At 33.1% G+C, this 13,346-nt stretch carries 10 protein-coding genes; 7 read left to right on the top strand and 3 right to left on the bottom strand.

Annotated elements, in window-relative coordinates; translation table 11 throughout:
* Nucleotides 1-3: 3 nt before the first annotated feature.
* Together fabF and FG167_RS05035 are read right to left on the bottom strand one after the other, a co-directional pair.
* Nucleotides 4-1,254 (bottom strand): beta-ketoacyl-ACP synthase II, encoded by a 1,251-nt coding sequence (gene fabF / locus FG167_RS05030; RefSeq protein ID WP_203460327.1) that lies wholly within the window; start codon nucleotides 1,252-1,254, stop codon nucleotides 4-6.
* A gap of 12 nt (nucleotides 1,255-1,266) precedes the next feature.
* Nucleotides 1,267-1,500 (bottom strand): acyl carrier protein, encoded by a 234-nt coding sequence (locus FG167_RS05035; RefSeq protein WP_013869581.1) that lies wholly within the window; start codon nucleotides 1,498-1,500, stop codon nucleotides 1,267-1,269.
* A gap of 182 nt (nucleotides 1,501-1,682) precedes the next feature.
* Here FG167_RS05035 and purN point away from each other — a divergent pair, with 182 nt between their 5' ends.
* The 4 genes from purN to FG167_RS05055 all read left to right on the top strand — a co-directional run bounded on the left by purN (nucleotide 1,683) and on the right by FG167_RS05055 (nucleotide 5,971).
* Entirely contained in the window at nucleotides 1,683-2,252 is a 570-nt protein-coding gene (purN, locus tag FG167_RS05040) for a phosphoribosylglycinamide formyltransferase (protein WP_203460328.1), read from the top strand.
* Between the two features lie 71 nt (nucleotides 2,253-2,323).
* A complete protein-coding gene (locus FG167_RS05045; protein WP_203460329.1) occupies nucleotides 2,324-2,965 on the top strand; it encodes a viroplasmin family protein in 642 nt (213 codons plus the stop codon).
* Nucleotides 2,966-3,021: 56 nt separating this feature from the next.
* Nucleotides 3,022-3,951 carry a PfkB family carbohydrate kinase gene (locus FG167_RS05050; protein ID WP_203460330.1) on the top strand — a complete coding sequence of 310 codons (930 nt, stop codon included), beginning with the start codon at nucleotides 3,022-3,024 and terminating at the stop codon, nucleotides 3,949-3,951.
* Nucleotides 3,952-4,072: 121 nt separating this feature from the next.
* Nucleotides 4,073-5,971, top strand: a complete 1,899-nt coding sequence (locus FG167_RS05055) for an amidophosphoribosyltransferase (RefSeq protein WP_203460331.1) — start codon at nucleotides 4,073-4,075, stop codon at nucleotides 5,969-5,971.
* Nucleotides 5,972-6,541: 570 nt separating this feature from the next.
* Here FG167_RS05055 and FG167_RS05060 read toward each other — a convergent pair.
* Nucleotides 6,542-7,150 carry a superoxide dismutase gene (locus FG167_RS05060; protein WP_203460332.1) on the bottom strand — a complete coding sequence of 203 codons (609 nt, stop codon included), beginning with the start codon at nucleotides 7,148-7,150 and terminating at the stop codon, nucleotides 6,542-6,544.
* Nucleotides 7,151-7,272: 122 nt separating this feature from the next.
* On the opposite strand from FG167_RS05060, the gene FG167_RS05065 reads away from it, so the two are divergent.
* The 3 genes from FG167_RS05065 (at nucleotide 7,273) to FG167_RS05075 (ending at nucleotide 13,335) form a co-directional block, all read left to right on the top strand.
* Nucleotides 7,273-10,422, top strand: coding sequence for an exodeoxyribonuclease V subunit beta (locus tag FG167_RS05065; RefSeq protein ID WP_203460333.1), 3,150 nt, complete (start codon nucleotides 7,273-7,275; stop codon nucleotides 10,420-10,422).
* A gap of 207 nt (nucleotides 10,423-10,629) precedes the next feature.
* Complete coding sequence (kbl, locus tag FG167_RS05070; RefSeq protein ID WP_203460334.1) at nucleotides 10,630-11,823, top strand: glycine C-acetyltransferase; 1,194 nt, start codon at nucleotides 10,630-10,632, stop codon at nucleotides 11,821-11,823.
* A 123-nt stretch (nucleotides 11,824-11,946) separates the two neighbouring features.
* Nucleotides 11,947-13,335 (top strand): OmpA family protein, encoded by a 1,389-nt coding sequence (locus FG167_RS05075; RefSeq protein WP_203460335.1) that lies wholly within the window; start codon nucleotides 11,947-11,949, stop codon nucleotides 13,333-13,335.
* The last annotated feature ends 11 nt before the right edge of the window (nucleotides 13,336-13,346 follow it).

A 13,346-nucleotide genomic window follows, 5' to 3' on the forward strand; every position in this document is an offset into this window, starting at 1 on the left:
AAATTAATCTAACTTCTTAAATAATACACAAGCATTATGTCCACCAAATCCAAAGGTGTTGCTCATGGCTACTTTAACATCTCTTTTTTGAGGTGTATTAAGTGTTAAATTTAATTCAGGGTCTATACGGTCATCCACTGTAGTATGATTTATTGTTGGAGGCACGATACCATGTTCCATTGCAAGAATACACGCAATAGATTCAATAGCTCCTGCTGCACCTAACAAATGGCCAGTCATAGATTTTGTAGAATTAATGTTTATGTTTTTCGCATGCGCACCAAATACTTGAGAAATAGCTTTAAGTTCTGCAACATCTCCTAGAGGTGTTGAGGTACCATGTGTATTAATATGGTCTACTTCTTCTGGTTTAAGTCCGGCATTTTCTAAACAATTTTTCATAACAGCAATAACACCAATTCCTTCTGGATGTGGCGCTGTCATGTGATATGCATCTGAAGACATTCCGCCTCCTAATACTTCTGCATATATTTTTGCTCCTCTTGCTTTTGCGTGCTCATATTCTTCTAAAACAATAGCTCCTGCGCCTTCTCCTAAAACAAAACCATCTCTGGTAGCGTCAAAAGGTCTAGATGCTGTTTCTGGGCTTTCGTTTCTAGTAGATAAAGCATGCATGGCATTAAATCCACCCATTCCAGCAATAGTAACTGCTGCTTCACTTCCTCCAGTAACTATAACATCACAATGACCTAAACGAATATAGTTTAAGGCATCTATCATAGCGTTAGCAGAAGAGGCACAAGCCGAAACTGTTGTGTAATTTGGTCCCATAAATCCATGTTTAATAGATATGTTCCCAGGTGCAATATCTGCAATCATTTTTGGAATAAAGAATGGATTGAATCTAGGTGTACCATCTCCTTCTGCAAAGTTTAAAACTTCGTTTTGAAAGGTTTCTAGACCACCAATTCCTGCACCCCAAATAACACCAACACGTAGTTTGTTGATGGTGTCCAAGTTAAGCTTAGCATCTATGATAGCTTCATCTGAAGCTACCATAGCGTACTGAGCGAACCTGTCCATTTTACGCGCTTCTTTTCTATCAAAAAAATCGGTCGCGTTAAAGTTTTTTATTTCACAAGCGAACTTGGTTTTGAACTTTTCCGTATCAAAATATGTTATTGGCGCAGCACCACTTTTACCACTTAATAAGGCTTCCCAATATTCATCTTTGGTATTACCGATTGGTGTTAATGCTCCTAGACCTGTAACTACAACTCGCTTTAGTTCCATAAAAATTTGTTCTTATTTAGCTGCTTCGATATAAGAAACTGCTTGACCAACTGTTGCAATATTTTCAGCTTGATCGTCTGGTATTTGGATATCGAATTCTTTTTCGAACTCCATTATTAATTCTACAGTATCTAATGAATCTGCTCCTAAGTCGTTTGTAAAGCTAGCTTCAGTAACAACTTCGTTTTCATCAACTCCCAGTTTGTCTACGATAATCGCTTTTACTCTTGATGCAATGTCTGACATAATCTTTTTAATTTTAAGTTTTAATTAGATGGCAAAAATAAAAAACTTTATTTTAAAACACACCTTTAGTTTAAAAATGTGTCCTAATTTAATAAATAAAGCTGAATATTTCTTTTTTACCCGCTAATTGTTAATAATTATTCTTTTTTTTGTTTGAACAATTTTAACATTATTATCTGTAAATGAAACGTATTGTAATTTTTGCTTCCGGAAGTGGAACTAATGCTGAAAATTTAATTAAGTTTTTTCACAACAGAGAAAATGCTTCTGTTATTCAGGTTCTAACTAACAATCCTCGTGCCAAAGTTTTAGACCGATGTAAAAAACTGAATGTTAGCGCATTATCATTCAACAGGACAGCATTTACTAAAACCACTGATGTACTAGATTTACTTAAAAACAGCCAACCCGACCTTATTGTGTTAGCCGGTTTTTTATGGAAGTTCCCAGAAAACATACTCCAACATTTTCCTAATAAAGTGATAAATGTGCACCCTGCTTTGCTACCAAAATATGGAGGAAAAGGCATGTATGGAATGCATGTTCACGAAGCCGTTGTAAATAATAAAGAAAAAGAAACCGGGATCACTATTCATTACGTAAATGAACATTATGATGAAGGAGCTATCATTTTTCAAGCAAAATGTAAGGTAAATACTACGGATTCTGCTGAAGATGTCGCTAAAAAGATTCATTTATTGGAAATGGAGCATTTTCCTGAAGTAGTAAATCAGGTATTATTTTCAGAATAGAAGTTAAACTATAAATAATCCGATTTTCGCTAAAGTTTATCTTGAGCGATGTAGAAAGGCGGAAGCTAAAGATGTCAAAAAAGAAAAAAAAATATTATACTGTTTGGAAGGGGCACCGCGTTGGTGTTTTTGATACTTGGAAAGACTGTAAAGCACAAATTAAAGATTATCAAGGCGCACAATACAAATCTTTCGCCACTTTTGATGCTGCAAAAAAAGCATTAAACGGAAGCTATAAAGATTACGTAGGTACCAATAAGAAGTTTAAAAGCGAACTTACCGCAGAGCAACTTAAAAAAATTGGACAACCTAATTACAACTCTATTTCCGTAGATGCTGCCTCTTCTGGAAACCCTGGTATTATGGAGTATCGTGGTGTAGAAACAAAATCTAAAAAACAATTGTTTATTCAAGGCCCTTTTGCGGAAGGCACAAATAATATAGGCGAATTTTTAGCATTGGTTCACGGATTAAGTTTTTTAAAAAAACACAATAGTGACCTTATTATATATACAGACTCGAAAACTGCTATGAGTTGGGTACGCAAAAAAACATGCAATTCTAAGCTAGAACGCAACGCCAAAAACAAACCTGTTTACGATTTGGTAGACCGCGCAATAGCCTGGTTAAACAATAACACGTACAAAACAACTATTGTAAAATGGGAAACCAAAGCTTGGGGAGAAATACCTGCAGATTTTGGAAGGAAATAATTTATTATACTCGTTTTAAAATAACGTATATTTGCAAAAAAAATTAATATCGCTTTATGAGCAAATTAGTCATTGTAGGTACTGTAGCATTTGATGCTATTGAAACACCTTTTGGTAAAACCGATAAAATTCTTGGAGGAGCAGCAACTTATATAGGTTTTTCTGCAGCAAATTTTGATCATGTGGATGCAGCAGCAGTTTCTGTTGTTGGAGGAGATTTTCCGCAAGAATATCTAGATCTTTTAACCGAAAGAAAAATAAATATAGAAGGAGTTGAAATAGTAAAAGAAGGAAAAACTTTCTTTTGGAGTGGTAAATATCATAACGATATGAACACTCGTGATACTTTAGCAACAGAATTAAATGTACTAGAACATTTTACGCCAGTTGTTCCTGAAAGTTATAAAGATGCAGATATTGTAATGCTTGGTAACCTACATCCTTTAACACAACAGAGTGTTCTGGATCAAATGTCTAAAAAACCAAAATTAGCAATTTTAGATACCATGAATTTCTGGATGGATATTGCTATGGATGATTTAAAAGCAGTTATAAAAAATATAGATGTGATCACCATTAATGATGAAGAAGCTCGCCAGTTATCTGGAGAATATTCTCTAGTAAATGCTGCAAAGAAGATTCATGAAATGGGTCCTAAATATGTGGTTATTAAAAAAGGAGAACATGGCGCTTTACTATTTAGTGAAGGAAACATGTTCTATGCACCAGCTTTACCATTAGCTGAAGTTTTTGATCCAACTGGAGCAGGAGACACTTTCGCAGGTGGTTTTGCAGGGTATATTGCTAAAACAGGTAATATTTCTTTTGAAAACATGAAAAAGGCTGTAATATATGGTTCTGCACTAGCTTCCTTTTGCGTAGAAAAATTTGGGACAGAACGCATGCTAACCTTAACAGATAAAGAAATCTTCGAACGCTTGCAGCAGTTCAAGGATTTAACACAATTTGAAATTGAATTAAACTAAATATAAACGCGCTCAAAATGGAGCGCGTTTTTTTATTTCCGCAAAAATCAAAGTTTCCTAATTTGTTATGAAACAATGTAAAAAGCGACAACACAAATAAAAACAATAAACACAACTAAAAATGAGCGATGCTTTAAAACACGAATGTGGAATTGCACACATTAGACTTTTAAAACCATTAGAGTTTTACAAAGAGAAATATGGTACTGCATTTTACGGCGTAAACAAAATGTATCTTTTAATGGAAAAGCAACACAATCGTGGTCAAGATGGTGCTGGTTTTGCAAGTATTAAACTAGACACTAAACCAGGAGAACGTTATATAAGCAGGGTTCGCTCTATTGCGCAGCAACCTATTCAAGATATCTTTGCTCAAATAAACGGTAGAATAAACAAAGAACTTACAGAGCACCCAGAATACCAAGATAACGTTGCTTTACAAAAAAAGAACATCCCTTATATAGGAGAAGTGCTTTTAGGTCATGTTCGTTATGGTACTTTTGGTAAAAACAGCGTAGAAAGTGTACATCCTTTTTTAAGACAAAATAACTGGATGCACAGAAATCTTATTCTAGCTGGAAACTTTAATATGACAAATGTTAAAGAGCTATTTAAAAACTTAATAGATTTAGGACAACATCCAAAAGAGTACACAGACACCATTACTATAATGGAAAAAATTGGACACTTTTTAGATGATGCTGTTTCTAAAATATACAAAAAGCTTAAAAAAGAAGGATACAATAAAAACGAATGCTCCCCTTTAATTGCAGATCGATTAAACGTTGCAAAAATTTTAAGAAAAGCTGCAAAAAACTGGGATGGTGGTTATGCAATGGCTGGACTTTTAGGTCATGGAGACTCTTTTGTACTTCGTGATCCTGCAGGAATAAGACCAACCTATTATTACCAAGATGATGAAGTTGTAGTAGTAGCTTCAGAAAGACCAGTAATACAAACAGTATTTAATGTAGACTTTGATGACGTTAAAGAATTAGAGCCTGGTCATGCTATCATTACAAAAAAATCTGGAGAAGTTTCTATTCAACAAATATTAGAACCTTTAGAAAGAAAAGCTTGTTCTTTTGAACGTATCTATTTCTCTAGAGGAAGTGATGCTGAAATTTATCAAGAGCGTAAAGAACTTGGTAAATTATTAATGCCTAAAGTTTTAGAGGCAATTGATAATGACACGGAAAACTCTGTTTTCTCCTACATTCCAAATACTGCAGAAACTTCATTTTTCGGAATGATAGAAGCTGTTGAAGAACATCTTAATCAAAAGAAAACACAAGCTATTTTAGATGGTGATGGAAAGCTTTCAAAAGAACGTGTTATTGAAATCTTATCGGAAAGAACAAGAATTGAAAAAATAGCAATTAAAGATGTTAAGCTAAGAACTTTTATTACTGAAGATAGTAGTAGAGACGATTTAGTTGCGCACGTTTACGATGTTACTTACGGTGTAATTAAACCAACAGATAACCTGGTTATTATTGATGATAGTATTGTAAGAGGTACCACTCTAAAAAAGAGTATCATTAAAATGATGGATCGACTACATCCTAAAAAAATAGTCGTGGTTTCTTCTGCACCGCAAATACGTTACCCGGATTGCTACGGTATTGACATGGCAAAAATTGAAGGATTAATAGCCTTTAAAGCAATGCTTTCGCTTTTAAAAGACAACAACAAGTATCATTTAATTGAAGAAGTATACAAAAAATGTAAAAAGCAGGTAGATTTAGAAGATGCGGAAGTAAAAAACTTTGTAAAAGAATTATATGATCTTTTTACAGCGGATGAACTTTCAGATAAAATCTCAGAATTATTAAGTGATGAAACAGTAAATGCCGAAGTAAAGATAATATTTCAACCGGTATCTAATTTACATAAAGCCTGTCCTAAAAACCTAGGAGACTGGTATTTTACAGGGAATTATCCAACCGCAGGAGGGAATAGAGTTGTAAATAAAGCGTTTATTAATTTTTATGAAGGAAATGAAGAACGCGCTTACTAGCTTTTTTCTTACGGTTTTTCCGTATCTATTTAGTTTTGAAGCGCTTAATCCTAAAAAAAAGCGGTTCATCTAAAAGATTTCACTAATTCCAAGAAATAAAACTACATTAGTACCACCATAACATAAGTAGGTTAAGTTCATGGTAGATTTGGGGCAAAAAAGGTGAACTCTCGTTCACCTTTTTTCATTTTCTATAACGAAATTTTTTTCAACATTTCCTTCTAAAACAGACTCTTTAACCCTTTAGGCTAATATATTAGTAGTTTATCTAATAAGTTTTATAATTTGGCCTAAGCACGCTTATATTTGCTAGACCATAACATAAGTAGGTTAAGTTTATGGTAGATTTGGGGCAAAAAAGGTGAACTCTCGTTCACCTTTTTTCATTTTCTATAACGAAATTTTTTTCAACATTTTATAATATTCAATATACTTTCACGTTATACATATATCTCCATAACATAAGTAGGTTAAGTTCATGGTAGATTTGGGACGAAAAAAGGTGAACGCAAGTTCACCTTTTTTTATATCTACCTATTACATATAGGCACTTGTTATTTTTTTTAAAGCTTACTTCGCTTCTGCATAACGTCTTTCAACTTCATTCCAGTTAATTACATTAAAGAAAGATTCAATATAATCTGGTCTTCTGTTTTGGTACTTTAAGTAATAAGCATGCTCCCAAACATCTAATCCTAAAATTGGTGTTCCTTGACAAGTAACTCCTGGCATTAATGGGTTATCTTGATTTGGAGTAGAACAAACTTCTACTTTTCCTCCTTTATGCACACATAACCAAGCCCAACCTGAACCAAATTGTGTTGCTGCTGCTTTACTAAAAGTATCTTTAAAAGCATCTACAGAACCATAAGCAGCTTCAATAGCATCTTTTAAATCTCCAGACAAACGTCCTTTTCCTTCTGGGTTCATTACTTCCCAGAATAAAGAGTGGTTATAAAAACCTCCTCCGTTATTTCTAACAGCTGCATTTTTCATATCTAGATTACCAAGAATATCTTCAATAGATTTCCCGTCTAAATCTGTTCCTTCAATAGCTGCATTTAATTTTGTTGTATAACCTTGATGATGTTTTGTATAATGAATCTCCATTGTGCGCGCATCAATGTTTGGTTCTAAAGCATCATAAGCATATTTTAATTTCGGTAATTCGAAAGCCATAATATTTATTTTTAGTTGTTATTATTAAATTTTATTCAAATTTACGCATAAATGCCTTCAATTAAAAATAATAAATAGTTATCAAATTATCGATAATCTTTATCTTGTGTAAAATTTAACGCATGACTAACCAACATCCTTTCACTATTTACAATGCATCTGCTGGAAGTGGAAAAACATTTACACTCGTTAAAGAGTATTTAAAGATTTTATTGCAATCTAGTAATACCCAACAATACAAGAACATTCTGGCTATTACTTTTACCAATAAAGCGGTTGGTGAAATGAAAGAACGTATTATTGAAATGCTTACCGCGTTTTCTTCGGAAGAAATTATGGAAACCCCAAACAGCATGTTTTCTATTCTTTCTGAAGAATTACAACTGGAACCAGAAAAACTTCATAGTAAGTCAAAAAAAATACTAAACAGTATTATTTATAATTACGCAGCTTTTGATGTTTCTACTATTGACGGATTTACACATAAAATAATTAGAACCTTTGCGCATGATTTAAAACTGCCTTTAAATTTTGAAGTCGAATTAGATCAAGATTCCCTTTTACAAGAAGCAGTAGATAGTTTGATTGCAAAAGCAGGAACGAATAAAGAGCTGACAAAAATTTTAGTGGATTTTGCCATTGAAAAAGCAGATGATGATAAGAGTTGGGATATTTCTTTCGACTTTAATAAGATTGCAAAACTCTTAGTTAAAGAAAATGATGTAGCACATATTGAAAAATTAAAAGACAAATCGCTTGAAGATTTTAAAGTCCTTAAAGCACAATTAAGAAAAGATACAAAAAGCCTTGAAGCTGAAATTTTAGAAATCACACAAAACGTTTTACAGCTAATTGATGAAGCTGGTTTGCAGTTTAATGATTTTAATAGAAGCTCTCTACCAAAACATTTTGAAAATCTAAAGAATAAAAGATTTGATATTAGCTTCATCAATAAATGGCAAGTGGAATTAATTAACGGCGACACACTGTATCCTAAACGGCTTACTCCAGAACTTGGAGCTGTAATAGATGGATTGCAACCACAATTCATTAAAGCTTTTGAAGAAACCAAAAAACTAGTTTTTCAATATAAATTCTTAAAAGCATTTTATAAAAACATAACACCTTTATCGGTTTTAAGCGCAATAAACCAAGAGTTAACTAACATTAAAATAGATCAGAATAAATTATTAATTTCTGAATTCAACACCTTAATAAGCAAGGAAATTAAAGACCAACCAACGCCTTTTATTTACGAACGATTGGGCGAAAAATTTAGACATTACTTTATCGATGAATTTCAAGACACCTCTAAACTGCAATGGCAAAATTTAATTCCGTTAATAGATAACTCGCTTGCTGGTCAAAACTTAAAACAAGAACAAGGAACAGCCATGTTAGTTGGTGATGCCAAACAAGCAATTTATAGATGGCGTGGCGGAGAAGCAGATCAATTTATAGACTTATACTCAAAAAAAACAGATCCTTTTCAAGTAGAACAACATGTAGATAATTTACCTACAAACTTTAGAAGCTACCAAGAAATTATACATTTTAATAATGCTTTTTTTAAATATGTAGCCGAAACTTCATTATCCAACCAGGATTATAGCGAACTCTATCATGAAGGCTCTAAACAAAACACTTTTAACAAAAATGAAGGATATATCCAATTCGACTTTCTAGATCTTAAAGACGAAGAAAGAGATGAGATCTATCCGCAGAAAGTTTTAGAAACCATTAGAACGTGTCAAACCAACGGATATACTTATCAAGATATTTGCATTCTTGTCCGTAAGAAAAAAGAAGGAATCGCTATTGCCGAATATTTAAATACAGTAGGCATTCCTATTATGTCTTCCGAAACGATGCTAATTTTTAACAGTCCGGAAGTGCAGTTTATTGATAATATCCTAACCCTATTGGTGCAATCCGAGAACGATGAAATCAAGGTTAAGGCTTTAAATTATCTTTCCGAAAAATTCCAAATTAAAGACAAGCATGCATTTTTCAGTAAACATATAAATGAGTCGCTTTTTCAAACCTTTAAAAGTTTGGAAGATTACCATATATTTTTAACCCCAAACCAATTACTACAATTACCATTGTATGAGTTGGCAGAAAGTATTGTTAGAAACTTTAATCTAGTAGAAACCTCCAATGCTTATGTACAATATTATTTAGATTTTGTATTAGAGTATTCACAAAAACAAGGTTCTAGCCTTTCTGGCTTTTTAGAATATGCCAACAATAAAAAAGGAAATCTAAGTATTGTTTCACCGCAAGGACAAAACGCGGTGCAGATTATGACTATTCATAAATCTAAAGGGTTAGAATTTCCTGTAGTTATTTTCCCTTATGCCGATTTAAATATTTATACCGAAATAGAAGCAAAAGAATGGTTTCCCTTACAAGCAGAAAATTTTAATGGATTTTCTAGCACACTACTAAACTACACCAAAGAATTTGAAAATTATGGTGAGGTTGGTCTGCAAATCCATAACAAGCATCAAGCAGAATTAGAACTAGATAACATCAACTTATTATATGTTGCTTTAACAAGACCAAAAGAACAACTCTATATTATTTCTAAAAGAGATGTATCTGCCAAAGAATTAAAGGAACAAAAAACCTACGCTGGCTTATTTATAAATTACTTGCAACAAGCAAACAAGTATAATGAAAGTGAAACCACCTTTTCTTTTGGTAACCCTAAAAAAACATCTAAAGAAGAAACTAGGCATAAAGAAATTGTAGAACAACAAGAATTTATATCCACAACCAAAGAAAGTCACAACATAAAAATTGTTACTAATTCTGGTTATTTATGGAATACAGCGCAACAAGAAGCCATCGAAAAAGGAAATCTTATTCACAATATATTGGCACATATTAAAACAAAAGAAGATGTTTTATTTGCAATTACCCATTTTAAAGAAACCGCAATTATAAATCCAGAACAAGCCATAGAACTACAAAAAACGATATTACAAATAATAGATCACAAAGAACTAAAAGACTATTTTACCATCGAAAACACGATTTATAACGAACGGGATATTATTTCAAATCATGAAATTATAAGACCAGACAGATTGGTAATTAATGCCAATAATGAAGCAACCATAATCGATTATAAAACGGGAGCAATAAACAAAAAACACCAATTACAATTAGAAAACTATCAACGTGTAATAGAAGAAATGTCCTATAAAGTGATTCATAAAATACTGGTATACATAAATGATGATATTCAAGTCGTAACCTTTTAATGATGGCGTTACGTGCTTTCGTAAAAAACTACAGCACGTCGTGTCATCCACTATATCTTTTTTATTTTTTCATATACCTTATATGCGATGCACAGCATTTACACTACCAGTAACTAGTAATAAAAGGTAATATATTTCACATAAAAAAGGATGCCGTTTCTACCACTAACGCAAAAAACATTATAAATTTGTAAAAAAAACAAAATCATGTACGGAAATATAAAGCAACAACTACAACAAGAACTTCAAGACATAAAGGACAACGGACTTTACAAAGAAGAACGTATTATTACTTCACCACAAGGAGCCGAAATAACACTAAACACTGGCGAAACGGTTTTAAACTTTTGTGCCAATAACTATTTAGGTTTATCATCACATCCAGAGGTTATTCAAGCAGCTAAAGACACCATGGATACGCACGGTTTTGGTATGTCTTCTGTTCGATTTATTTGTGGTACCCAAGACATTCATAAAGAATTAGAACAAAAGATTGCAGATTTTTATGGTACAGAAGACACCATTTTATATGCCGCAGCCTTTGATGCTAATGGAGGTGTATTTGAACCTCTATTAGGAAAAGAAGATGCTATTATTTCAGATGCTTTAAATCATGCGTCCATAATAGATGGTGTACGTTTATGTAAAGCAGCACGATATCGTTATGCTAATAATGATATGGCCGATTTAGAACAACAACTAATAGATGCCAATAAAAATGGGGCTAGAAATAAAATTATAGTTACAGATGGTGTTTTTTCTATGGATGGATTAGTTGCTCCTTTAGATAAAATATGTGACTTAGCCGACAAATATGATGCTATGGTAATGATAGATGAATGTCATGCCACTGGATTTATTGGACCAAAAGGAATTGGAACACTAGAAGAAAAAGGAGTTCTAGGAAGAGTAGATATTATTACCGGAACTTTAGGTAAAGCTTTAGGTGGTGCAATGGGTGGGTATACAACAGCAAAAAAAGAAATTATTGAAATATTACGTCAGCGTTCCAGACCTTATTTGTTTTCAAACTCTTTAGCTCCTGCTATAGTTGGTGCATCTATTAAAGTTTTTGATATGCTTAAAAACGATACCTCTTTACGTGACAAGCTAGAATGGAATACTAAGTACTTCAAAAAAGGAATAAAAGATGCTGGATTTGATATTGTTGATGGTGATTCTGCTATTGTTCCTGTAATGCTATATGATGCAAAACTATCTCAAACTATGGCTAATATGTTATTAAATGAAGGCATTTATGTTATCGGTTTCTTTTTTCCTGTAGTTCCAAAAGGAAAAGCAAGAATAAGAGTACAGCTTTCTGCAGCACATGAAAAAGAGCATTTAGATAAGGCTATATCTAGCTTCATTAAAATTGGGAAAACATTAGATATTATTTAAATTGACTACAAACAGCTGATATTAAAGATTATTTTTAATATTTTTTTATATTTGTCTTTGTTAATAATATTTAACAACTTACTTTTGCTTATCAATTAACACTTAAAAATTAAATTTTTGAATATGAAAAATCTTAGCAGATTATTGTTCGCTATGTTGCTTGTATTAGGTTTTAGCAACACGTATGCACAAGATGAAAACAATCCTTGGGCAATTAGTTTCGGGGTAAACGCAGTCGATCTTTATCCAGTTGGAGAAGATGCTCCTCAAGGAGATTACTTTGATGAGTTCTTTAACGCATCAGATCACTGGAATATCCTTCCATCTTTATCTACTATTAATGTATCTAAATACCTTAATAATGGATTTTCTGTTGGAGTAACAGGATCAATCAACAAAATTGAAAAAATCGGAGAGACATTAGGAGTACCTAGCTTAAAAGTTAGTGAAATGACTTATTATGGTCTTGACGGAGCTGTTAAATATAGCTTTGCAGATTTATTAAACTGTAATACTATTGAGCCTTATTTAGGTGTTGGTGGTGGTTACACTTGGATTGATGAAATTGGAGCTGGTACTTTAAACGGTTCTTTCGGTTTAAATTTCTGGTTAACAGAAAACATTGGTTTTAACTTACAATCTACTTACAAACATTCATTTGAAGATTACTTATCTAAACATTTCCAACACTCTGCAGGTTTAACTGTTAAGTTTGGTGGAAAAGATACAGATGGTGACGGTGTATATGACAAAGATGATGCTTGTCCAGAAGTTCCTGGTTTAGAAGCATTCAACGGTTGTCCTGATGCTGATGGTGATGGAATTGAAGATTCTAAAGATACTTGTCCTAATGAAGCTGGTTTAGCTGAATTTAACGGATGTCCTGATACTGATGGTGATGGTGTAGCTGATAATGAAGACAAATGTCCTACAGTTGCTGGATTAAAAGCTTTAGCTGGTTGTCCTGATGCTGATGGTGACGGAGTTGCTGATGGAGATGATAAATGTCCTAGTGAAGCTGGTCCTGCTGCTAACAATGGTTGCCCATGGGCAGACACTGATGGTGATGGTGTATTAGACAAAGATGATAAATGTCCTAATGAAGTAGGTGTTGCTGCAAACAATGGTTGTCCAGAAGTAATTGCTGCTCCAACTGCTGAAGTAATGGCAACATTAAACAACTATGCTAGAACAATCTTATTTGCAAGTGCTAAGTCATCTTTCAAACAAGAAACATACCCAGTATTACAAGCAATTACTGCTATCTTAAAAGAATATCCTGAATCTAACTTTACGTTAGAAGGACATACTGATAGTGATGGTCCTAAAGCTTCTAACCAATTATTATCTGAAAGAAGAGCTAACGCTGTAAGAGATTACTTAATCGCTAACGGAGTAAGTGCTGACAGATTAGTTGCTGCTGGATTTGGGGAAGATTACCCAATCGATTCTAACGCTACAAGAGCTGGTAAGAGAAATAACAGACGTGTTGAAGTAAAACTTAGAAAATAAGTTTCACAAAA

It is taken from the genome of Lacinutrix sp. WUR7 (assembly GCF_016864015.1).
Lineage (GTDB): Bacteria > Bacteroidota > Bacteroidia > Flavobacteriales > Flavobacteriaceae > Oceanihabitans.